Annotated in this window: 23 protein-coding genes and 1 tRNA gene; 19 read left to right on the forward strand and 5 right to left on the reverse strand. The window is 67.0% G+C overall.

Annotated features, from left to right (window positions below; genetic code table 11):
- Positions 1-328 precede the first annotated feature (328 nt).
- On the reverse strand, positions 329-583 hold the full coding sequence (locus ACFOM8_RS11885) for an NfeD family protein (RefSeq protein WP_377761569.1): 255 nt from the start codon (positions 581-583) through the stop codon (positions 329-331).
- Positions 580-1,479 (reverse strand): N-formylglutamate amidohydrolase, encoded by a 900-nt coding sequence (locus ACFOM8_RS11890; RefSeq protein WP_377761571.1) that lies wholly within the window; start codon positions 1,477-1,479, stop codon positions 580-582. The genes ACFOM8_RS11885 and ACFOM8_RS11890 overlap by 4 nt, the downstream gene beginning before the upstream one ends.
- Before the next feature lie 120 nt (positions 1,480-1,599).
- On the opposite strand from ACFOM8_RS11890, the gene ACFOM8_RS11895 reads away from it, so the two are divergent.
- From ACFOM8_RS11895 to ACFOM8_RS11935, 9 genes are all read left to right on the forward strand, one after another.
- Positions 1,600-1,674: transfer RNA gene (locus ACFOM8_RS11895), tRNA-Val, on the forward strand.
- Positions 1,675-1,753: 79 nt separating this feature from the next.
- Positions 1,754-1,879, forward strand: coding sequence for a type B 50S ribosomal protein L36 (gene ykgO / locus ACFOM8_RS11900; protein ID WP_042245282.1), 126 nt, complete (start codon positions 1,754-1,756; stop codon positions 1,877-1,879).
- Between the two features lie 169 nt (positions 1,880-2,048).
- Entirely contained in the window at positions 2,049-3,167 is a 1,119-nt protein-coding gene (locus ACFOM8_RS11905) for a calcium-binding protein (protein WP_377761573.1), read from the forward strand.
- A gap of 133 nt (positions 3,168-3,300) precedes the next feature.
- Entirely contained in the window at positions 3,301-3,570 is a 270-nt protein-coding gene (gene rpsO, locus ACFOM8_RS11910; protein WP_207101770.1) for a 30S ribosomal protein S15, read from the forward strand.
- Positions 3,571-3,714: 144 nt separating this feature from the next.
- Positions 3,715-4,374 carry a hypothetical protein gene (locus ACFOM8_RS11915; RefSeq protein ID WP_377761574.1) on the forward strand — a complete coding sequence of 220 codons (660 nt, stop codon included), beginning with the start codon at positions 3,715-3,717 and terminating at the stop codon, positions 4,372-4,374.
- A 297-nt stretch (positions 4,375-4,671) separates the two neighbouring features.
- Positions 4,672-6,816 carry a polyribonucleotide nucleotidyltransferase gene (gene pnp, locus ACFOM8_RS11920; protein WP_377761576.1) on the forward strand — a complete coding sequence of 715 codons (2,145 nt, stop codon included), beginning with the start codon at positions 4,672-4,674 and terminating at the stop codon, positions 6,814-6,816.
- Between the two features lie 116 nt (positions 6,817-6,932).
- Positions 6,933-7,829 (forward strand): hypothetical protein, encoded by an 897-nt coding sequence (locus ACFOM8_RS11925; protein WP_377761578.1) that lies wholly within the window; start codon positions 6,933-6,935, stop codon positions 7,827-7,829.
- Between the two features lies 1 nt (position 7,830).
- Positions 7,831-8,586: a hypothetical protein gene (locus ACFOM8_RS11930; RefSeq protein ID WP_377761580.1), complete on the forward strand. Its 756-nt coding sequence runs from the start codon at positions 7,831-7,833 to the stop codon at positions 8,584-8,586.
- A 40-nt stretch (positions 8,587-8,626) separates the two neighbouring features.
- Positions 8,627-9,427 carry a glycosyltransferase family 25 protein gene (locus ACFOM8_RS11935; protein ID WP_377761582.1) on the forward strand — a complete coding sequence of 267 codons (801 nt, stop codon included), beginning with the start codon at positions 8,627-8,629 and terminating at the stop codon, positions 9,425-9,427.
- Here the strand turns inward: ACFOM8_RS11935 and ACFOM8_RS11940 are convergent, their stop codons facing one another.
- On the reverse strand, positions 9,428-10,084 hold the full coding sequence (locus ACFOM8_RS11940) for a peroxiredoxin (protein WP_377761584.1): 657 nt from the start codon (positions 10,082-10,084) through the stop codon (positions 9,428-9,430).
- Between the two features lie 152 nt (positions 10,085-10,236).
- On the opposite strand from ACFOM8_RS11940, the gene ACFOM8_RS11945 reads away from it, so the two are divergent.
- From ACFOM8_RS11945 to rfbA, 10 genes are all read left to right on the forward strand, one after another.
- Positions 10,237-11,685, forward strand: coding sequence for an aldehyde dehydrogenase family protein (locus ACFOM8_RS11945; RefSeq protein ID WP_377761586.1), 1,449 nt, complete (start codon positions 10,237-10,239; stop codon positions 11,683-11,685).
- Between the two features lie 87 nt (positions 11,686-11,772).
- Positions 11,773-12,510, forward strand: a complete 738-nt coding sequence (locus ACFOM8_RS11950) for a flagellar motor protein MotB (protein WP_377761588.1) — start codon at positions 11,773-11,775, stop codon at positions 12,508-12,510.
- 70 nt (positions 12,511-12,580) lie between these two features.
- A complete protein-coding gene (locus tag ACFOM8_RS11955) occupies positions 12,581-13,897 on the forward strand; it encodes a flagellar hook protein FlgE (RefSeq protein ID WP_377761589.1) in 1,317 nt (438 codons plus the stop codon).
- Positions 13,898-13,909: 12 nt separating this feature from the next.
- Entirely contained in the window at positions 13,910-15,364 is a 1,455-nt protein-coding gene (gene flgK, locus ACFOM8_RS11960) for a flagellar hook-associated protein FlgK (RefSeq protein WP_377761591.1), read from the forward strand.
- Between the two features lie 3 nt (positions 15,365-15,367).
- Positions 15,368-16,372: a hypothetical protein gene (locus tag ACFOM8_RS11965; RefSeq protein WP_377761593.1), complete on the forward strand. Its 1,005-nt coding sequence runs from the start codon at positions 15,368-15,370 to the stop codon at positions 16,370-16,372.
- Positions 16,372-17,472, forward strand: coding sequence for a flagellar basal body P-ring protein FlgI (locus ACFOM8_RS11970; RefSeq protein WP_377761595.1), 1,101 nt, complete (start codon positions 16,372-16,374; stop codon positions 17,470-17,472). Before ACFOM8_RS11965 ends, ACFOM8_RS11970 begins: the two co-directional genes overlap by 1 nt.
- A gap of 86 nt (positions 17,473-17,558) precedes the next feature.
- Positions 17,559-18,119, forward strand: coding sequence for a dTDP-4-dehydrorhamnose 3,5-epimerase (gene rfbC / locus ACFOM8_RS11975; RefSeq protein ID WP_377761597.1), 561 nt, complete (start codon positions 17,559-17,561; stop codon positions 18,117-18,119).
- The gene (gene rfbB / locus ACFOM8_RS11980) at positions 18,116-19,156 is read left to right on the forward strand and encodes a dTDP-glucose 4,6-dehydratase (protein ID WP_377761599.1); all 1,041 of its coding nucleotides are present in this window, start codon (positions 18,116-18,118) and stop codon (positions 19,154-19,156) included. The genes rfbC and rfbB overlap by 4 nt, the downstream gene beginning before the upstream one ends.
- Positions 19,153-20,010, forward strand: coding sequence for a dTDP-4-dehydrorhamnose reductase (gene rfbD / locus ACFOM8_RS11985; RefSeq protein ID WP_377761601.1), 858 nt, complete (start codon positions 19,153-19,155; stop codon positions 20,008-20,010). Before rfbB ends, rfbD begins: the two co-directional genes overlap by 4 nt.
- Entirely contained in the window at positions 20,007-20,885 is an 879-nt protein-coding gene (gene rfbA / locus ACFOM8_RS11990; RefSeq protein WP_377761603.1) for a glucose-1-phosphate thymidylyltransferase RfbA, read from the forward strand. Before rfbD ends, rfbA begins: the two co-directional genes overlap by 4 nt.
- Here the strand turns inward: rfbA and ACFOM8_RS11995 are convergent.
- Together ACFOM8_RS11995 and ACFOM8_RS12000 are read right to left on the reverse strand one after the other, a co-directional pair.
- Positions 20,855-21,835: a glycosyltransferase gene (locus ACFOM8_RS11995; RefSeq protein WP_377761605.1), complete on the reverse strand. Its 981-nt coding sequence runs from the start codon at positions 21,833-21,835 to the stop codon at positions 20,855-20,857. The two genes, rfbA and ACFOM8_RS11995, sit on opposite strands and share 31 nt — an antisense overlap.
- A 60-nt stretch (positions 21,836-21,895) precedes the next feature.
- Positions 21,896-22,471, reverse strand: a complete 576-nt coding sequence (locus ACFOM8_RS12000; RefSeq protein WP_377761607.1) for a hypothetical protein — start codon at positions 22,469-22,471, stop codon at positions 21,896-21,898.
- Positions 22,472-22,473 lie beyond the last annotated feature (2 nt).

The raw sequence follows: 22,473 nt of genomic DNA on the forward strand, positions 1-22,473 counted from the left end.
CGGGTCGCGGCGATGGCGGGGGCGGTCAACTGTCCGGTGAACAGCCAGAACCGCCACAGCCGGAATGCTCGCGCGCGGCGAAGGGCCGTCCCGGCAGGCGCGCGGGCGGCGGCACCCGCCCAACTCCTCGTGCAGTTCGCGCAGGGCGCATTCGACCGGCGATTCGCCGCCCGCGCGCCCGGCAGATCCCAATGCGCGGACAGGGCAGGCCGGGTTTGTCGTCGCCCAGACCGGCCAGCAGCCGCCCCCCTGCGCCAAGACCAGCTTGGCGCCGTGAAACGCTGCTTCTTCTTTGCCCAAATACCCGTCTGCCCCGCCGCCCGCGCCGTCAATCGCGGATGTCGCGGTCGCGCTTCTCGCCGGGGCCGGCAGGCCAAAGGCGGCGCAAAACCAGCCAGGCCGCCGCCCACAGCAGCGCGGTGACGGCCAGCGCCGCCGGCAGCCCCGCCGTCCACAGTCCCGCCATCAGCAGCACGCCCATCAGCCCGACCGAGGCCGCAAGCCCCATAAAGGCCCAACCCGGCACCAGCAGTTCCACCCCCGCCAGCAGGACGGCCGCGATCAGCCACAGCCAGCCGTTCATTGCGCCGCGATCCCGGCCTCGGTCGGGCCGTCGGCGTCCAGCACGGCCAGCTTGCGGATCACCGACCCGAAACGGGCCGCGAAATCGTCAAAGCCCGCATGCGGCGCGATGGCCTTTTCGTCCATGTACAACGAGCGGTCGATTTCCAGCTGCACCACATGGACGTTCTGGCAGGGCCGTCCATAGGCCGAACAGATATAAGCCCCCGCAAAGGGCGAGTTGCGCCGGATGCGCCAGCCCTCGGCCTCGACGGCGGCGACAATGGCGTCCGACACGCGGGCCGCGGCGGACAGCCCATGGCGGTTGCCCAGCACCATGTCGGGGCGCGGCCCGTGCAGATGGGCCAGCGCGTCGTGGGGCATGGAATGCATGTCGATCAGGATCGCCTGGCCGAATCGCGACCGCGCCTCGGCGATCAGGCTGGTCAGCGCCTGGTGGTAAGGCCGCCAATAGGCGTTGATGCGGCGCTCGGCCTCGGCCCGCTCGATCGGGCGTTCCAGGATCGCCCGTCCTTGCGACACGACCCGCGGGATCACGCCAAGCCCCGCCAGCGTGCGCTGGTTCAGCGGATGACGCGGGACGCCGCGCACGACCAGCGGGTCGATCTCGTCGGGGGCGCGGTTCAGGTCCACGATGGCGCGCGGCACCTGCGCGCGAATCGTCACGGCGCCGTGGCGGGGAGCGTCCGCGATCAGCCGGTCCACAAAGGCGTCCTCGGACGACCGCAGCGTTTCGGGGGGCAGCCTGGTGCCTTGCAGGAACCAGTCGGGATAGATGCAACCCGAATGCGGGGATCCGAAAATGACGCCGCCGACCCAGCGATCAGGCCGTTCGATCAGGACAGGAAGGTCGGTTTCGATCAAGTCGGACCCCGGCAGGCGGTTTCTCGGGTTCATATAAGCGATAATTTTCCTGTTGCGATAGGGCTTGAAACCCCCGGTGCCCCCCTATATAGACACGCGGACCAAAGGCGGTTCGGGCCACATCGCGGGATGCGGACGGGATCACCCGAGGACGGGCGGTTAGCTCAGCGGTAGAGCACTACGTTGACATCGTAGTGGCCACTGGTTCGATCCCAGTACCGCCCACCATTGTTTTCGCCGCCCCCGGCTAAGGCGTCGGGGGCATTCGTTTTCCTGCGGCTGCGGGCCGCGTGATGGAGAAAAACCGATGAAGGTTCGCAACTCGCTCCGCTCGCTGAAAAGCCGGCACCGCGACTGCCAAGTGGTGCGCCGCAAGGGCCGCATCTATGTGATCAACAAGACCAACCGCCGCTTCAAGGCCCGCCAGGGCTGATCCGGCGCGATCACAGCGAAAACGAAACAAACCCGCCTCGTGGCGGGTTTTTTCATGCCCGGCAAGCCGATATTAACGCTTTCTTAGCAAAGCATTTGGTTAACAGTGGTTCGAGACTGTACGGTTGTCCGGTGGTTTGGCGTGTTTGCAAGGGTAAGGGGTTCGCGTCATGTTTGTTCTTGCCAGCCTGATGGCGCTTGCCGCGGCAGGGGCGGCCCTGGACCTGACGGCAGGCCGCGCGGACGACGACGACGACCAGGATCACCTGCCGCCCACCCGCGGCCCTGCCGATGCCCCTGAAATCGGCGATGTCAGTTCCGACGCGCCGGAAGCCGGGCTGCCCGAATTCGAGGCATGGCCGGAACCCTTTCCCCTGCCGCCGACCGTGAGCGAGCCGGGAGCGGTGGTCGATCATGCTGTTGAACTGCCGCCGCTGCCCGAGCCGTTTCCCGCATACGAGCCGCTGCCGCTGCCCGAGCCGTTTCCCGTCGCCGAGCCGTTTCCGGAGGTTCGCCCCTTTCCGGTCGTTGATCCGCCGCCGGTGCCCGGATCGAATTCCGGGACCGAAGGGATGGCTCCGTTCAGGCCGGTCGAAGACGATCTGATCCAGGGCGGACCGGAGGGCGGCAACCTGTTCGGCGGCGGCGGGAACGACACGATCCATGCCGGGGCGGGCGACGATTGGGTGCAGGGCGACGGCAGCTACGATGCCGCGGGCGATGACGAGATACACGGCGGTTCGGGGAACGATTCGCTGGCGGGGCAGGGCGGCGACGACATCATCTGGGGGGATGAGGGCGACGACACCCTTTATGGCGGCGAAGGTCAGGACATGCTGTTCGGCGGGACGGGGAACGACTGGCTGTCCGGCAACGATGGCGACGACCTGCTCGTGTCGGGCGGCGGGGCGGACGACCTGGACGGCGGGCGCGGCAACGACCACCTGGTCGGCGACAACGATCCCGACACCGTCTGGATGCACGGGGGCGAGGGTGACGACACCCTGGCGCCCGGGGCGGGCGACTTTGCCGAAGGGCAGGAGGGTTCCGATCAGTTCGTGCTGCAACAGGCGCCCGGCCAGCTGCCGGTGATCGCCGGTTTCGACGCGCAAGAGGACCAGATGGTGCTGCACCTGCCCGACAGCATGGCCGGGGATGCCAGAATCGGCCTGGAGGAGGATGCGGACGGAACGGTGCTGATCACCGTCAATGGCGAGGCCGTCGGCCGGATGCTGCAAACCGGCGGGCTTGCGGCGCAGGACATCGTGGTGGTCCGGCTGCCCGGCTGACAATCCCCCCTTTTCTTGCGGGCGCTTTTCCCGTATAGGCGCGCATCCCCCGCGCTTGCGGCGGACACTCCACGGGCCCGTGCTGGACGACATCCCGGCCTGCGCCATAACCCTTTCCCGAAAGGAGATCCCGATGTCGATCACCGTCGAAGAAAAAGCCCGCGTCATCCAGGAATTCGGCACAAAGGCCGGCGACACCGGTTCGGCCGAGGTGCAGGTCGCGATCCTGTCCTCGCGCATCGCCACCCTGACCGAGCATTTCAAGACCCACAAGAAAGACAACCACTCGCGCCGCGGTCTTCTGAAACTGGTCGCGCAGCGCCGCAAGCTGCTGGATTATCTGAAGAAAAAGGACGAAGCCCGCTACACCGACCTGATCGGCAAGCTGGGCCTGCGCCGCTGATCGCAGCCGGTTGACGTCTGAAACGCCCGCGGTCCCCGGCCGCGGGCGTTTTGCTGCGCGATGGCTAAAATCTTCGGCACTGTTTTCTGGACGGTTAGGGAAAAATTAAGAACTGTTCGCCTGTTACCACAAGGAGACGCGCGAATGTTACTTGGTATCCTCAACAAAACCTTGTCGAGCCTTCTGGCGGCCAGAAACCGGCCCTCCGCGGCGACCGCACCCGCCCCGGCCAAAGCCGCCGCCCAGGCGGCTGCCGCGCCGGCCGGCCCCGCGCCGGCGCCGGCGTCCGGCACCACCTCCGGCGTCGTCTTCGACCTGTCCCAGAAGGCATTGCAGGCGGTTGCGGCGGCGTCCGCCCCCCAGGCCAGTCAGGCCAGTCAGGCCGGCACGCCCGCGCCCATGGCGACGGCACCCCAGAATCCGCCCCCTTTCCTGCCCGCCGCCCTGACCATCGCCGCCCAGGTCGCCGCCGTGACGGCCCCGAAGGCCGAGACAGCCCCGACGGATGCGGCCCCGCAATTCGCCGCCGCCGCCGTTTCGTCCAGCCCGGCCTTATCCGCAAGCGCGGGCGCGGCGGTCCGGGAAACCGCCGCCGCCGCCGTTCCGGCCAAGGCCGAGGAGGCGACCGACCCCGACGAGGAAGCCCGCGCCCGCGCCCTTGCCATCCAGACGCAGGAACGCGAGCAGGTGTTGAGCCTTGTCGAGCAGCTGTCGGAGGCCGAGGCCGATCCCCTGGCCACGCTGACCGCCCCGGCGAAGGAGGTCGCATCCGACGGCAAGGCCAGGGCGGACCTGGCCGCCTGAGGCCAGGACAGGTTATCGCGACATCAGGGGCGGCGGAGCATCGGTTCCGCCGCCCCGGTCTTTTGAACGGGTCGCGCCTTGTTGCCGCAGGCTTCCTTGCGGCGGGACGGGGAAACCCGCGCCCCCTTGCCGATGTGCCTTGCCGCTTCCCAAAGCCCTTGTTTTGCTGTAATGGCCCGCCATCTGTGACGTGACGCCCCAAGCCCCGGGGCACATGCAAAGGATAGGGGCGGCGGCAATGGGGCCGCCATAGACACGGCCGCCGCCAGAGGGCTGGCGCGGCCCAGAGGAAACCAGATGTTTGACGAAGTGAAGAAATCCATCCAGTGGGGCCAGGAAACGCTCACGCTGGAAACGGGCAAGATCGCCCGTCAGGCCGACGGCACGGTTATCGCCACCCTGGGCGAGACCAGCGTCATGGCCAACGTGACCTTCGCGAAGGAACCCAAGCCCGGGCAGGATTTCTTCCCGCTGACGGTGCACTACCAGGAAAAATACTATGCCGCGGGCAAGATCCCCGGCGGCTTCTTCAAGCGCGAGGCGCGCCCGACCGAAAAGGAAACGCTGACCGCGCGCCTGATCGACCGGCCCTGCCGCCCGCTGTTCGCGCCGGGCTTCAAGAACGAAACCCTGGTGATGTGCACGGTCCTGTCGCACGACCTGGTCAACGACCCGGACATCGTGGCGATGATCGCGGCATCCGCCGCGCTGACCATTTCCGGCGTGCCCTTCATGGGTCCGATCGGCGCGGCCCGCGTGGGCTTTGCCAACGGCCAATATGTGCTGAACCCCGACGTTCAGGACATGGACAACCTGCGCGCCAACCCCGAGCAGCGCCTGGATCTGGTCGTCGCGGGCACCAAGGACGCCGTGATGATGGTCGAATCCGAGGCCTATGAACTGACCGAGGAAGAGATGCTGGGCGCCGTCAAGTTCGGCCACGAGCAGATGCAGCCCGTGATCGACCTGATCATCGGCCTGGCCGAAGCCGCCGCCAAGGAACCCTTCGACTTCCAGTCGCCCGATTACAGCGCGCTTTACGCCCGCGTGAAGGGCCTGGGCGAATCCGAGATGCGCGCGGCCTACGCGATCGTCGACAAGGCCGAGCGCCGCGACGCCATTCAGGCCGTTCGCGAAAAGGTCGTGGCCGGCCTGTCCGAGGAGGACCTGGCCGATCCCAACCTGGGTTCGGCGCTGAAGAAGCTGGAATCGGGCATCCTGCGCGGCGACGTGATCAACGGCGGCGCCCGCATCGACGGCCGCGACACCCGCACCGTCCGCGCCATCGACAGCGAGGTGGGCATCCTGCCGCGCACCCACGGCAGCGCGCTGTTCACGCGTGGCGAGACGCAGGCCCTTGTGGTGACCACGCTGGGCACCGGCGACGACGAACAGATCATCGACGCGCTGCACGGAAACTTCCGGTCGAACTTCCTGCTGCACTACAACTTCCCGCCCTATTCGGTGGGCGAGGTGGGCCGCGTCGGCAGCCCCGGCCGCCGCGAGATCGGCCACGGCAAGCTGGCCTGGCGCGCGTTGCAGGCGGTTCTGCCGGCTCCGACGGATTTCCCCTACACCATCCGCGTCGTGTCCGAGATCACCGAATCGAACGGCTCGTCCTCGATGGCATCGGTGTGCGGCGGCTCGCTGGCGATGATGGATGCGGGCGTGCCGCTGAAGGCGCCGGTCGCGGGCGTGGCCATGGGCCTGATCCTGGAAGACGACGGCAAGTATGCGGTCCTGACCGACATCCTGGGCGACGAGGATCACCTGGGCGACATGGACTTCAAGGTCGCCGGCACCGCCGACGGCATCACGTCCCTTCAGATGGACATCAAGGTCGCAGGCATCACGCCCGAGATCATGCAGCAGGCCTTGGCGCAAGCCAAGGAAGGCCGTCTGCACATCCTGGCCGAGATGGGCAAGGCCCTGTCCGAAGGCCGCCGCGAGTTCAGCGCCCACGCCCCGCGCATCGAGACGATGCAGATCCCGACCGACAAGATCCGCGAAGTGATCGGCTCGGGCGGCAAGGTCATCCGCGAGATCGTGGAAATCTCGGGCGCCAAGGTGGACATCAACGACGACGGCACCATCAAGATCGCCTCGGCCAACGCCGATTCGATCAAAAAGGCCTATGACATGATCTATTCGATCGTGGCCGAGCCCGAAGAAGGCCGGATCTACACCGGCAAGGTCGTCAAGCTGGTGGATTTCGGCGCCTTTGTGAACTTCTTCGGCAAGCGCGACGGCCTGGTCCACGTGTCCCAGATCGCCAACAAGCGCCTGAACCACCCGAACGAGATCCTGAAGGAAGGCCAGGAGGTCAAGGTCAAGCTTCTGGGCTTCGACGACCGCGGCAAGGTTCGCCTGGGCATGAAGATGGTGGACCAGCAGACCGGCCAGGAGATCACCGAGGCCAAGGAAGAAACCGCCGAAGGCTGATCTTTCGGCGACATCGAAAGGCCCCGGCATGTCCGGGGCCTTTCCGCGTTCGGCGGGTCGATTGACAGCCATCCCTTCTGCTGCAACATCTGGCCTGCGGAACAGGCAGGGCGCGGATGACTCCATCAGACTATATCGCCCGTGCGGGCCTGTCCTTCCGGCCGCTGGACCAGGCACTGGCCCATCCGCAAGGCAGGATCATCGCCCATCTGCGCCGCCCCGGGGCGGCCGATCTTGCCTGCGCGGCCGAGCTGCGCGGCGAAATCGCGCTTTACGAAACGCCGCGGGGCGAGCCGCCGCTGTTCGTGTCCTATTTCACCACCGACACGCCCTACGAGGGGCTGGCCGCCGATCTGCGCGCCTCGCTGGACCGGCACGGCCTGCCGCACCGGATCGAGCCGGTGGCTTCGCGCGGGTCGTGGGTCGCCAATACCGGCCTCAAGGCGCGGGTGATCGAGACGGCCTGGCGCGAAAGCGGCCGTCCGATCTGCTGGATCGACGCCGATGCCGCGATCCTGCGCCCGCCCGCCTTTCTGATGGGCAATCCCTTCGACGTGGCCTTTGTCCGCCGCGACGGCTGGGAGGATATTTCCTATCTGATCTATCTGAATGCGACCCCGGCGGTGGGCAGGCTGCTGGCCGAATGGGTGCGGCTGTGCGACGACCACCCGCATGTCTGGGACCAGGTGCTGTTCAGCCTGGCCTGGTTCCGCACCGCGCGCGACGCGGATCTGGCAAGCCAGTGGCTGAACAGCGGAATATCGCGGACGCCCCGTCCGAAGATCCGCGACCTGAGGGACCGGCTCTTTTATTACCCCCTTGGCCGCAAGATCCGGCCCTTTATCGACCAGAAGCAGGCCTCGCGGCAGCTCAAGGCCTACGTGAACGCCTCGGCGCGGCGCAAGGACGAGATCGGCACCGACGATCTGAGCGCGGGCTATCGCGCCGCGCTTGCGGGCTATGACTTCGGCTTCGATCCGCGCCTCGACGCGGTCGTCTCGCGGCGGGCCTGAGGTGGTCAGGCGCCGGAAATCACGGTTCGAGCGGTTCTTCTCGCTCAACCAGCATCGCAAACGCTGGGGGGCGCGGCGCCATCTTGCCGCGAATCCCGATCTGGCCGCGATGCGCGGCCGCATCGTCGCGGCGGGCGAGGCGGTGCAGACCCGCGGCTCGGACAAGTCGCTGGACCGGCATCTGGAGAACCTGAAAAGCGAGTTTTCCGGCCGCTCCGAGCTTCTTCTGCATCACGCGACCCTGATCGTCCTGATCCGCCGCGAGGTGCGGCTGCCGGAAAGCCTGGCCCGGTTCCTTGCGCTATGGGCGCAAGAGGCGGACTTTCTGTGCGGTCATCTGAACCTGCGATGGCTGATCTCGGCCGCCGATACCTATGCCGACCACGGTCCGGACCCGCAGGACCGCGCCATCGGGATGATGGCGTCGTTGCTGGGCAATACCGTGAAGATCGGCGAATCCGACCGTTACATCCACGGGGGCGAATCGCTGGCGCCGATGCCGGACCGGATCGACAGGCTGCAAACCGACCTGGTTCCCCTGTTCGAGGGCATGTCGGTCTTTACCGTCGGCACCGACGACACGCTGCGCAACATGTATTGGCGGCTGGAGCCGTTCTTCGCCGCCGGGCCTGCGGGCATGATCCTCAAGGCGGTTTATGACCGGATGCAGGTCAACGACACGGCCTTTGCCCGGCTGCGCGCGCTGCACCGCCGCGACCGGACCGGCTGGTGGGACGACGGGGCGGGGAGGCCTTGACGTGCCCGGTCGCGCGGTCCCCATCACGCGAGGGCGTCGGATGCAGCTTCCCGTTTATCTGATCAACCTGGACGGTTCGGACGGCCGGCTGCGTTCGGCCAAGGGGCAACTGGACGACGCGGGCATCCCCTTCGAGCGCGTCGCGGCCTTTGACGGCAGGGCGCTGCGGGTCGATGAATTTCCCGGCTACGATCCCGCGGGAACAATGGCCTATATGGGCCGTCCCCTGCGCGGGGGCGAGATCGGCTGCTATCTCAGCCACCTGGACTGCGCCCGGCGCCTTCTGGACAGCGGCGCCGATCATGGGCTGGTGTTCGAGGACGACATGCAGCTGAAACCCGGCTTCGTCGAAGGGCTGCGCGTCGTTCTGGATTGGCTGGACCGCCATCGGGGCGAATGGGATCTGGTCAATCTCGGTTCGCCCCAGCACAAGATCTACACCCCGGTCCTGGGGTTCGAGGTCGCGGGACGGCATCGCGAGCTGACCCGCGCCCATTACTTTCCCATGACCGCTACCGGTCTGATCTGGTCGCGCGCGGGGGCCGAGACCTTTGTGCGCAGCCATGACCGCATCACCCGCGGCGTGGACAACCATTTCCGCCACTGGCTGACCCGCAACGACCGGGGGCTGGCGGTCTGGCCGCCCCTGGTGACAACAACCGGCGCCGAAAGCGACATCGAGGACGGCAAGGGCAAGCGGTCGGCGGAAGGGCGGCACCCGCTTTACGGGCTAATCAAGCAGCGTCGCCAGATCGTGAACAAGCTGATCGCCTGGCGGCACAAGCAGGCTCTGGCGCGGCGGCGGAAGGCCGCGGGCGATGCCGCGGCCCCCCGGTCCTGATCAGGCCGGATCCTTGGCAAACCGCAGATAGGGCAGCTTGATGTCCAGCGGACCATAGCGTTCGGCGGCCGCCTTGTCGTCCAAGGCCAGCGCCACGATCACGTCCTGGCCCGGCACCCAGTTGGCGGGCGTGGCGATCGGTACGCCGTCGGTCTTTTGCACCGCATCCAGCGCCCGCAGGATTTCCGCGAAGTTGCGGCCGATCGACATCGGATAGGTCATGGTCAGCCGGATCCTCTTGTCCGGGCCGATGATGAACACGCTGCGCACGGTGGCCGAATGGGCGGGGGTGCGCCCCTCGGCCGACAGGTCGTAGTCGGCGGGCAGCATGTCATAGGCCTTGGCCACGGTCAGGTCGCGGTCGTCGATCATCGCGAAATTGGCCGGAACGCCCGCGACCTGTTCGATGTCGCGCTTCCATTTGCCATGGTCATCGACGGAATCGACCGAAACGCCCAGCACCTTGGTGCCCCGCTTCTCGAATTCCGGGACCAACTGCGCCACCGCGCCGAATTCGGTCGTGCAAACCGGCGTGAAGTCGCGCGGATGGCTGAAGATGATGCCGTAGCTGTCGCCCAGCCAGTCGTGAAAGCGGATCTCGCCCTCGGTCGAGGGGGCGGTGAAATCGGGGGCGATGTCGTTGATGCGCAGGGACATGGGTGTCCTTTCAGGTGGTTGCCGCAGGTAGAATAGATAATGCGGCCCGAAACGCCAGAGGTTTATCGACACATATGGTCGAGATTTAACAAGGCTTGCGCCCGCCCCGCCGCCGTTTCACCCTGTGGCAAATTCCGCAGGGAGGGGACGCGATGACCGGGCTTTTGGACAAGCGCAAGTTCTATATCGACGGGGCGTGGGTGGATCCCGCGCGGGCCAATGACCTCGAGGTGATCGACCCCTCGACCGAGGAAGCGGTGGCGGTCATCGCCCTGGGCGACCAGGCGGACACGGACCGCGCGGTGGCGGCCGCCAAGGCGGCCTTCGCGTCGTGGTCGCGGTCCGAGCCGTCCGAGCGTCTGGCCCATGTCGAGAAGATCCTGGAGATCTACAATCGCCGGGCCGAGGATATGGCCTGGGCGATCAGCCACGAGATGGGCGCCCCCCAGGACATGTCGCTGAACGACCAGGTTGCCGCCGGAACCTGGCACATCGCCAACTTCATCGCGGCCTTCAGGGATTTCCGGTTCATCCGCCCCTTGGGCGATCATGCCCCGGGCTCGATGATCGCGTGGGAGCCGGTGGGCGTCGTGGGCCTGATCACGCCCTGGAACTGGCCGATGAACCAGGTGACGCTGAAGGTCATCCCCGCGATCCTGGCGGGCGATACCTGCGTGCTGAAGCCTTCCGAGATCGCGCCCCTGTCCTCGATGCTGTTTGCCGAGATCGTGGACGAGGCCGGGCTGCCCCCCGGCGTCTTCAACCTGGTGAACGGCGACGGCCCGGGGGTCGGCACGCAACTGTCCACGCATCGCGACGTGGACATGATCAGCTTCACCGGCTCGACCCGGGCGGGGATCGCCATCACCAAGGCTGCGGCGGATACGCTGAAAAAGGTGGCGCTGGAATTGGGCGGCAAAGGCGCCAACATCGTTTTCGCCGATGCCGACGACAAGGCGGTGGTGCGGGGGGCGCGGCATTGCTTCTACAACAGCGGGCAGTCCTGCAACGCGCCGACCCGGATGCTGGTCGAACGCTCGGTTTACGACCGCGCGGTGGAAACGGCGGCCCGGGTGGCCGGGGAAACCCAGGTGGCGACGGCCCATCAGCCGGGACGCCATATCGGCCCGGTGGTCAGCCGCCGGCAATGGGAACGGATCCAGGATCTGATCCAGACCGGCATCGACGAAGGCGCGCGCCTTGTCGCGGGCGGACCCGGCCTGCCCGAAGGCGTGAACCGCGGCTATTTCGTGCGTCCGACCGTTTTTGCCGATGTCAGCAACGACATGACCATCGCCCAGCAGGAAATCTTCGGCCCCGTTCTGTCGATCATCCCCTTCGAGACCGAGGAAGAGGCCATCGCCATCGCCAACGACACGCCCTACGGCCTGACCAACTATGTCCAGTCCCAGGACGGCGCGCGGCGCAACCGCGTGGCCCGGCGCCTGCGGTCGGGCATGGTCGAGATGAACGGCGCGTCGCGCGGCGCGGGGTCGGCCTTCGGCGGCGTCAAGATGTCGGGCCGGGCGCGCGAAGGCGGCGTGATGGGTCTCGAGGAGTTCATGGATTCCAAGGCCATCAGCGGCTGGGCCACGGACTGAACCCATAATGCCCGGCATTTGATCGGTTAACTTGTTCTTTGCCCTGCGGAGCGCGACATTCCGTGCGAATGTTCAAGGCGGTGCGGCATGGCAAGGCAGAAGGGATCCGCGGGATCCACGATCATGATCAAGCGGGTGACCGCCTCGGGCGAGGGGGGGCACCATGGCGGGGCATGGAAGGTGGCCTATGCGGATTTCGTGACCGCGATGATGGCCTTTTTCCTGCTGATGTGGCTGCTGAACGCCACGACCGAACAGCAGCGGCAGGGGCTGGCCGATTACTTCAACCCGACCATCGTGCGCACCCCCGGCGCCTCGGGCGAGGGGGTCGAGAAGCAGGGCAAGGAGCCCTCGGACACCCCGCTGGAGCAGGTCGCCGAGGAGATCGAGCGGCAGATCCGCGCCACGGGGGGCGAATCGCGGCAGCTGACCAACCTGCTGCGCCATGTGGTCACCCGCATGACCGATGAAGGGCTGGTGATCGAACTGGGCGACCTGACCGATCAGCCCTTGTTCGTGGATGACACCGGCCAGCCTCAGCCGGTCCTGCGGGAACTGACGCGGATCATCGCCCGCGTTGTCGCCAAGACCCGCAACCAGATCGCCATCGCGGGCCATGTCCGGGCTTATCCCGAAACGCTGGTGACCTCGCCGGTCTGGGCGCTGTCGGATGCCCGCGCCCATGCCGTGCGCAACCTGCTGGAGGAGGCCCGCCTGGACGGACAGCGGATCCAGCGCGTCACCGGCTATGCCGACCGCAAGGGAAAGACCGCGAACCCGATGGATCCCGCCAACAACCGGATCGAGGTGATTTTACTCAGATGACTGGGCGCGGTTAGGCGAATCTTAAGCCCTGGCATGGATGATCGGGATCGAACCACAAGAAGGTGATGCCATGTCTATGTCTTCCGCGATGAGCGCCGGTGTCTCGGGGCTGGCGGCCAATTCCACCCGTCTTGCGACGATTTCCGACAACATCGCGAATTCGGGCACCTATGGCTACAAGCGGATGGAGACTGATTTCAACTCCTTCGTGCTGAACCAGAACCGCATCGCGGGGCTGTATTCGGCGGGCGGCGTGACGGCCACGACGCGAAGGCTGATCGAGGATGACGGGGCGCTGTCCACGACCACGCATCCGCTGGACATCGCCGTGTCGGGCCGGGGGATGCTGCCGGTCACCTCGGCGGTGGATCTGGACAACGGCTTTACCGACCTGCCTTTCATGATGACGCGGACCGGGTCGTTCCGCACCGATGCCGAAGGCTACCTGAAGACCGAATCGGGCCTGGTGCTGATGGGCTGGCCTGCGCAGGCCGACGGCACGGTTCCGACGATGTCGCGCGACAGCATGGGCGGGCTGGAGCCCATCCGGATCAACCCCTATCAGACCGCGGCCGATCCCACGACCGAGATTTCGCTGGGCGTGCGCCTGAAGGCGACGGAAACGCTGCCCGATGCGGCGGGCGATGCCTATGACGTGAAGGTCGACTATTACGGCAACCTCGGCACGTCGGAATCGCTGAACATCAGCTTCATTCCCGACACCTCCGACGCGACGGGCATGTCGAACACCTGGGTGATGGAGGTGCGCGATTCCGCCTCGGACCCGGCGTCGAACCTTGTGGGAAGCTATCGGATCACCTTTGATGGAAGCCGGGCCAGCGGCGGCATGATCGCCAGCGTGACGACGCTCAGCGGCGGCGCCTATGATCCTGTGACCGGGGCCATCGGCTTGACCGTGGCGGGCGGTCCGATGGATCTGGTCATCGGCACGCCGGGCGGGGCGACCGGGCTGAGCCAGGTTTCGACCAGCTATTCGGCCACCAACATCGCCAAGAACGGCTCCCCGGTCGGCAACCTGACCACGGTCGAGGTCGATGCGGACGGGTTCCTGAAGGCCACCTACGACACGGGCTTCGTGAAGACGCTGTATCAGGTTCCTCTGGTGGACGTGCCGAACCCGAACGGGCTGACCTCGGTCGATTCGCAGGCCTTCACGATCTCGTCCACCTCGGGCAGCTTTTTTCTGTGGGACGCGGGCGACGGGCCGACGGGGTCGGTCCAGGGCTATGCCCTGGAGGAATCCACCACCGACGTGGCCGAGGAATTGACCCACCTGATTATGACGCAGCGCGCCTATTCGTCCAACGCGAAGATCATCCAGACCGTGGATGAAATGTTGCAAGAAACCACCAACATCAAACGGTAAGGGTAAGCAGGGATGAGCATCGCGCGCGCCCTTGGAAACGCCATCTCGGGCCTGACCGCCACCGCGCGGGGAACCGAGGCGGTCGCGGCCAACCTGGCCAACGCTTCGACCCCCGGTTATGCGCGGCGGGATCTGGTTGTCAGCGCCCAGACGGCCGGCGGCAATGCCGGTGGGGTGCGGGTGGATGGCGTGACGCGCGCCGTCAATGCCAGCGTGCTGTCCGAATCGCGTCTGGCCGAGGCCGCGCGCGCCGAGGCCGCCACGCGCCTGGATTTCGCGACACGGATCGAGGACGCGATCGGGATCGCCGGCAACACCGGCAGCCTGGGCTCGGCGCTCAGCGATTTCCAGACCGCGCTGGCCTCGGCGGCCAGCCGGCCCGACGACGAAATCCGACTGACACAGGTGGTGGACAAGGCAGCCGCGCTGGCAAGCCGGCTGAACGCCGTTGCGGACGAGATTCAGGCGGCGCGCACTGCCGCGGACCAGGCCATCGCCACGGACGTCGCCAGGCTGAACACCTCGTTGGCCCGGGTGGCGGACCTGAACCGCAAGATCGCCGTCATGGAAGCGGACGGCTCGGACCCGTCGTCGCTTTATGACCAGCGTCAAGGCATCATCAGCGAGATATCGAAGATCGTCCCGGTCCAGGAGGTGACGCGCGCCGCGGGTGCCGTCGCGCTGTTCACGGCCGAAGGCGCGGTTCTGCTGGACGGCGCCACGCCGACGGAACTGTCCTTCACCGCCGCGGGGCAGGTGACGGCGGGCAGGACGGCCGGGACGGAATTGTCCATGCTGATCCAGAACGGCGCGGAACTGACCCAATCGCAGATGCGGCTTTACGCCGGCGGCTCGCTTGCCGCCAATTTCGCCATCCGCGACGAACTGGCCCCCGCGGCGCAGGAACTGCTGGACGATCTCGCGCTGGATCTGCACGACCGTCTGGCGGACCCGGCGGTCGATGCCACGATCACTTCCGCATCGGCCGGGCTGTTCACCGATGGCGGGACGCGTGCCGGGGCGGCGGACAAGACGGGACTTGCGGGGCGGATCCGCGTCAACGACGCCGTCGTGGAAAGCGCGGGGGGCGAGGCTTGGCGCCTTCGCGCGGGCCTTGGCGCCAGCACCTCCGGAGAGGTCGGCGATTCGTCGTTGCTGGTCGCCATGTCCGAGGCGCTGGAGAACGCGGCGGCCGCCGCGGCGGGCACCGGCTTCAGCGGCAAGGCCTCGCTGGCCGAGCGTCTGGCATCGGTCGAATCGCAGATGTCCACCGCGCGCGTGAATGCGCAGTCCGAGGCGACGATCCGCAACAGCCAGGCGGATACCATCACCTCGCGGCTGACCGCCGACGGCGTGGACAGCGACGCCGAGATGCAGAAGCTGCTGCAATATGAACAGGCCTATGCCGCCAATGCGCGGGTGATCCAGGCCATCCAGACCATGATGGACCAGATACTGGAGATTTGAGCGATGACGGTGCAATCCATCGGGGATCAGGCGCGGGCCTTTGCCATGCAGTCGGCCTCCAGCCGGATCAAGACGACGCTGGCCACCCTGACGGCGGAGCTTTCCAGCGGCGAGGTCGCCGATCTGGGCGCAAGGCTGGGTGGCAACACCCAGAACCTGGCCGGGATCGAGGCGCGGCTGACAATGCTGGCCCAGTTCAAGAGCAACGCGTCCGAGGCTGCAGCCCATGCCAAGGGGATGCAGGACGCCCTGACCGCGATCCGGTCGGCCACCGAAGACCTGGGGCAGGGCCTTTACATAGAGCCTGCCCCGACCACCGACGGGCTGATGGCCGCCCGCTCGGCCGGGGCGGCCTCGACCCTGCAAGCGGTGATCGGGCAGTTGAACGGCTCGGTCGGGCAGCGGTTCCTGTTCTCGGGCATGGCAAGCGACACGCCTCCGTTGGCCCCGGCCGACACGATCCTGTCGGAACTGACGACGCTGGTCTCGGGGCTGGCCACGGCCGAGGATGTGGCGCAAGCGGTATCGGACTGGTTCGACGCGCCTGCGGACGGCTTCGCGGATGCGGCCTATCGCGGCAGCACCGGGGGACAGCCGATGCCCATCGGCGAGGATACGATCATCGCCCTGGCAACGACCGCCTTGTCGCCGGCGATCCGCGACAGCCTGAAGGGCCTCGCGACCGCCGCCCTGATCGACCGCGGCATCTTGGCCTCTGATTCGCAGGAAGGACAGAAACTGCTGCAAGGCGCCGGCAAGGCCCTTCTGGACAATTCCCCCGCCCTGGTCGCCGAGATGGCGCGCATCGGCTATGCCCAGCAGGTGATCGCCAGCGCACAGACCGAAGGGGACGCGGCCACCGCAACGCTGCAAACCGCGCGCAACACCCTGCGGGAGGCCGATCCCCTGGCCACCTCGGTCGCGATCAGCGACGCGGAAACCAAGCTGCAAACGCTTTATTCGGTGATCGGCCGGCTGTCGCAACTGAAGCTGGCGGACTACATCTGATGCGGCGGGTCCTTGCAATCATCGCCATGGCTCTGCTGCCGGTCATTGCCGCGGCGGCCCCGGTCCGGGTCAAGGATCTGGCCGATTTCGACGGGGTGCGGGGCAACGACCTTGTCGGCTATGGCCTGGTGGTCGGCCTGGACGGCACGGGCGACGGCTTCCGCAATGCCCCCTTTACCGAGGAACTGCTGGCCGGGCTGCTGGAACGGCTGGGCGTCAATGTCACGGACGAGGCTCTGCGGTCCCGCAACGTGGCCGCCGTTGTCGTCACCGCCACCCTGCCGCCCTTCGCGCGGTCGGGCAGCCGCATCGATGTCGGAGTGTCCACCATCGGCGATGCGAAAAGCCTGTTGGGCGGAACGCTGGTGATGACCCCCCTGAAGGCCGCCGACGGCAACATCTACGCGGTGGCCCAAGGTTCGATCATCGCCAGCGGCGCCTCGGTCGAGGGAGAGGCGGCCCGCGTGGTCGAGGGGGTGCCGACCTCGGGCAAGATCCCGGTCGGCGCACGGGTCGAGCGGGAGGTCGAGTTCGACTTTGCCGGCATCGAGAACATCCGCATCGCCCTGCGCAACGCCGACTTCACCACCGCTACCCGGATCGAGGATGCGATCAACCGCGACTTCGACCGCCGTCTCGCCGTGACCCAGGACAGCGGCACCGTGATGGTCGAGTTCCGGCAGTTGGGCGATGTCAATCCGGCCCGCGTGCTGGGCCGCATCGAGAACCTGACGGTCGAGCCCGAGGACCGCGCCAAGGTCGTCATTGATCACAAGTCGGGCACCATCGTCATCGGCGAACGCGTGCGCATCTCTCGGGTCGCGGTGTCGCAGGGCGCCCTGACGCTTCAGGTCAGCGAGGCGCCCATGGTGTCGCAGCCCAATCCCTTTGCCCGGGGCGAGACCGTCACGGTGCCGCGAACCGTCGCGGAACTGCGCAACGAGCCCGGCATAGGCTTTGCCGAGGTTGCGGGGGAAACCTCGCTCAGCGATCTGGTCGAGGGGCTGAATGCGCTTGGCGTGCGCCCGCGCGAAATGATCGACATCCTGAAATCCATCCATGCCGCGGGGGCCTTGCACGCCGATCTGATCGTTGAATAAACCGGACATGTTCCTCGGTTGGGCGAATGACACTGCCGCGGTCATCGCATAAACGGGAGGCGACGTTTCCAGGTCTGGATGATCTCATGAAGATAGAAGCGACCGCCTTGCCGGATGTTCTTGTTATCACGCCTGCGCGCTTTGGCGACGAACGGGGATTTTTTTCGGAAAGCTGGAACCGCAAGACCCTGTCCGACGCCGGCGTGATCCTGCCGGACTTCGTTCAGGACAACCATTCGATGTCGCGTCGGGCGGGGACCGTCCGGGGGCTTCACTATCAGGCGCCGCCCTTCGCGCAGGGCAAGCTGGTGCGCTGCGGGCGCGGGGTCTTGTGGGATGTCGCGGTTGACGCGCGCCGCGGCAGCCCGACCTATGGCCAGTGGGTCGGGGTCGAGCTTTCCCATGAGAATGGCCGGCAGCTTTGGGTTCCGCCGGGGTTCCTGCACGGTTTCGTCACGCGCGAACCCGATACCGAGATCGTCTACAAATGCACCGCCCATTACGACAAGGCCAGCGATGGCGCGGTCCGATGGAACAGCCTCGGCATCGACTGGGGCGCCGACGACCCTGTGCTGTCCGACAAGGACCGGGACGCCCCGGCCTTTGCCGACTGGCAATCGCCTTTCGATCATGAAGGTGCCGCATGAAGTTGCTTGTTACCGGCGGTGCCGGCTTTATCGGTTCGGCCGTGGTCAGGCTTGCGGTCCGGCGCGGGCACGAGGTCGTCAATGTCGATGCGCTGACCTATGCCGCCAATCCCGCCAACGTGGCCGAGGCCGCCGGAAGCCCGCTTTACCGTTTCGAGCATGTCGACATCCGCGACCGGGCCGCGCTTGACCGGGTGTTCGCCGCGCACCGGCCCGATGCCGTCATGCACCTGGCCGCCGAAAGCCATGTCGACCGCTCGATCGACGGACCCGCCGCGTTCATCGAAACCAACCTGCTCGGCACCTTCAACATGCTGGAGGCCGCGCGCGGCCATTGGACCAGCCGCGGCCGGCCCGAAGGCTTCCGCTTCCACCACATCTCGACCGATGAGGTCTTCGGCTCGCTGGGCGAAACCGGGCAGTTCACCGAAACCACGCCCTATGATCCCCGCAGTCCTTATTCCGCCAGCAAGGCGGGCTCGGACCATCTGGTGCGCGCCTGGCACGAAACCTATGGCCTGCCGGTGGTGCTGACCAACTGTTCCAACAATTACGGGCCTTACCACTTTCCCGAAAAGCTGGTTCCGGTGGCCATCCTGAAGGCCTTGGCGGGCGAGCCGATCCCGGTCTACGGCGACGGCGGCAATGTGCGCGACTGGCTGTATGTCGAGGATCACGCCGACGCGCTGCTGCTGGTCTTGGAAAAGGGCGCGGTCGGGCGCAGCTACAACATCGGCGGCGAGAACGAGGCCAGAAACATCGACCTGGTGCGCACCATCTGCGCCCATATGGACGCCCTGCATCCCCAAGGCGCGCCCCATGCCGACCTGATCGCCTTTGTCGCCGACCGCCCGGGCCATGACCGCCGTTATGCCATCGACCCGGCGCGCATCCGCACGGAACTGGGCTGGCGCCCCTCGGTCACGGTCGAGGAGGGGCTGCGCCGCACCGTCGAATGGTATTTGCAGAACCGCGGCTGGTGGCAGCCGCTTTTGTCGGGCGACGGGGTCGGCCGGCGTCTGGGGCAGGCCGGATGAAGGACCTGCTTGTTCTGGGAAAATCCGGGCAGCTTGCGCAGGCGCTGGCTCGGCAGGCGCCCGAGGCCACCTTTTGGGGCCGGGCCGAGGCCGACCTGTCCGATCCGCATGGGGCGGCGGCAAGGATCCGCGACCTGCGGCCGGGGGCGATCATCAACGCTGCGGCCTATACCGCCGTGGACCGCGCGGAAACGGATGCCGAGGCGGCGGCGATCCTGAACGCGACGGCGCCGGGCCTGCTGGCCCGGGCCGCGGCCGATCTGGGCATCCCCTTCCTGCATGTCTCCACCGACTATGTCTTCGACGGCTCGGGAAAGGTCGCGCGGGCCGAGGATGCCCCGACCGCGCCCCTGGGCGTCTACGGCCGGACCAAGCTGGACGGCGAAAGGAAGGTGGCAGCGGCGGGCGGGCAATGGGCCGTGCTCCGCACCTCGTGGGTGTTTTCGCCCGACGGGGCGAATTTCGTCAAGACGATGCTGCGCCTTGGCGCCGAGCGGGACGGGATCAACGTGGTGGCCGACCAGACCGGCGGCCCGACCGAGGCGGGGCGGATCGCCGCCGCGCTGCTGGAGATGACGCGCCAGATGCGGAACGATCGGCAGAAAGGCGGTCTTTACCACTTCGCCGGAGCGCCCGACATCAGCTGGGCCGGTTTCGCGCGCGAGATCTTCGCGCGGGCAGGCCTGGCCTGCCGGGTGAACGATATTCCGTCCAGCAATTATCCGACACCGGCGCGGCGTCCGGTCAATTCACGGCTGGATTGCACGCGCATCGCACGTGATTTCGGCATCGCTCGGCCCGACTGGCAGGCCGATCTGGGGAATGTGTTGAAGCGTTTGGGACATGTGGCATGACGGCACGCAAAGGTATCATTCTGGCCGGGGGGTCGGGGACGCGGCTTTATCCGATCACGATGGGGGTCTCGAAGCAGCTTTTGCCGCTTTATGACAAGCCGATGATCTACTACCCGATCAGCGTGCTGATGCTGGCGGGCATCCGCGACATCGCGATCATCACCACCCCCGAGGATCAGGCGCAATTCCAGCGGCTGCTGGGCGACGGCGCGCAATGGGGGCTGCGCTTCGAATGGATCGTCCAGCCCTCGCCCGACGGGCTGGCGCAGGCCTATCTGCTGGCCGAGGGTTTTCTGGAGGGCGCGCCATCGGCCATGGTTCTGGGCGACAACATCTTCTTTGGCCACGGCCTGCCCGAGCTTCTCAAGGCAGCCGACGGGCGCGGCAGCGGCGGCACCGTCTTCGGCTATCGCGTATCCGACCCCGAGCGTTACGGCGTCGTGGACTTCCAGTCGGACGGACAGGTGCGCGCGATCATTGAAAAACCCGAATTGCCGCCCTCCAACTTCGCGGTCACGGGGCTTTACTTCCTGGACGGCACCGCGTCCGAGCGGGCCAGGCAGGTCAAGCCTTCAGAGCGGGGCGAGCTTGAGATCACGGCCCTTCTGGAAAGCTATCTGGACGATGGCAGCCTGACGGTCGAAAAGATGGGCCGCGGCTTTGCCTGGCTGGATACGGGCACGCATGAAAGCCTGCTGGATGCGGGCAATTTCGTGCGGACCTTGGAAAAGCGGCAGGGCCTGCAAACCGGCTGCCCCGAGGAGATCGCCTTCGAGGCCGGCTGGATCACCGAGGACATGTTGCGAGAGCAGGCGCAGAAATATTCCAAGAACGCTTACGGACGTTATCTGATGGGCCTTCTGGGGCCGCGATGACGCAAGCGGCCCAGCAGGGCCGCCGCATAAAGGGCCGCCGTTCCGGCCCGCGTCTGGCGATAAAGCCTGCCGCGGGCCATCGACAGGGCTGCGGCTGGCCCCGCCCGGTGCAGGGCCGCGCCGAAACGGTCGAGAATGGCGCGGTTGCCAGGCAGAAGCTCTGAGCGGACGGCATCCAGCGCGGCGTGGTTGACCGCCAGCCAGCCGCCATAATCCCCCGCCAGCAGCAACCCGATCCGTTGGGACATCGCGCGGACCGTGTCGTTCCGGCCCATCTCGCTTCGGGCGTGCTGGCGATAGAACAGGGCGGGCCTTGCGTCATGGATCAGCACGGCCCCCGTGCCGGCCGTGACCTGATAAGCCCACCAGTCGTGCGATTCGATGCCAAGAACCTGCGCGGGTCCGACGCAGCGCCGCAGGATCGCCGCGGCTTCGGCGTTGAAGACCGAAGTGTTGCCCGCCATGATCGCCTGGACCAGCGCATTGCGAAAGCCCAAGGGGCGGCGGAAGTGGCGCGATTGGGCCACGGGGGTCAGGGACGCGTCGGTGATGACGGTGCGGGCGGCGTAATGGGCCGGTCCGTCCTGCAAGGACAGCGCGGCCACCGCGCGGGCCAGCTTGTCGGGAAACCAGACATCGTCCTGGTCGCAGAACGCGACGATTCCTTCGGGCGCGGCCGACAGCAGGTGCAGGAAGTTCTGCGTGGCCCCACGCCGGGGGCCGCAGATCAGTTCCACCTGGCCCGCGGGACGCCGTGCCGCGAAGTCCGAAACGATCCCGCGCGTTCCGTCGTCGGACCCGTCGTCAGACACGATCAGCCGCCAGTTGCGGTGGGTCTGCGCGGCGATGCTGTCCAGTTGCGCGCCGATAAAGGCGGCACCGCGATAGCTGGCCAGCAGGATCGTGACCTGCATGCTGCTGGCTTGGGGCAGGGGGTCTGGTCGGTCCACCGGCATGTCCTTGGAAAAGCAGGACCGGTTTCTGCCCTGCCGCCCGGGGCAATGCAACCGTCAGCCTGCCTGGCGGGCGATATCCCCGATCAGCACGGCCTTGACGGTCAGGTCGGTGCTGGCCTGGGCAGCCTTTTGCAGCCGCTCGCGCAGGGGGGCCAGCCGGGCCTCGGACGTGAAGTTGCCGTCGAAGCCGCCGGTATTGGCATGGATCAGCAGTTCGCGCAGCAGCGCGTCGCGCAGCCGGTGTTCCTGCTGCTCCATCGCCTGCAAATCGCTGCCGGGCGTCTCGATCGTCAGGGTCAGGATCATCACCGCGCCCATGTCGCCGTTGCGCATCAAGGGCACAAAGAACTGGGTCGGGAAGGTGAACCATCCTTCGGCCGGAACGGCCTCGCCGCCGTGTCCGCCCCCCTGATCCGCCGCCGGCGCGGACGCCGCGTGATCCGAGGCGTCCGGCGCGCCTTGATCGGCGCTGGCATGGTCTTCGGGTTCCGCGCTGCCGTGGCCCTCGTCGGCGGGCGCCTCGGCGGCGGCAGGGTCGGTCGCCTTGGCGCCGGGGCGCAGCATCTCGCCCGCGGCGACCCCGCCGACAAGGGCCAGGACAGGGATCAGAAAAGCCAGGATCTTCTTCATCG

It is taken from the genome of Paracoccus angustae (genome assembly GCF_042648745.1).
Taxonomy (GTDB): domain Bacteria; phylum Pseudomonadota; class Alphaproteobacteria; order Rhodobacterales; family Rhodobacteraceae; genus Paracoccus; species Paracoccus angustae.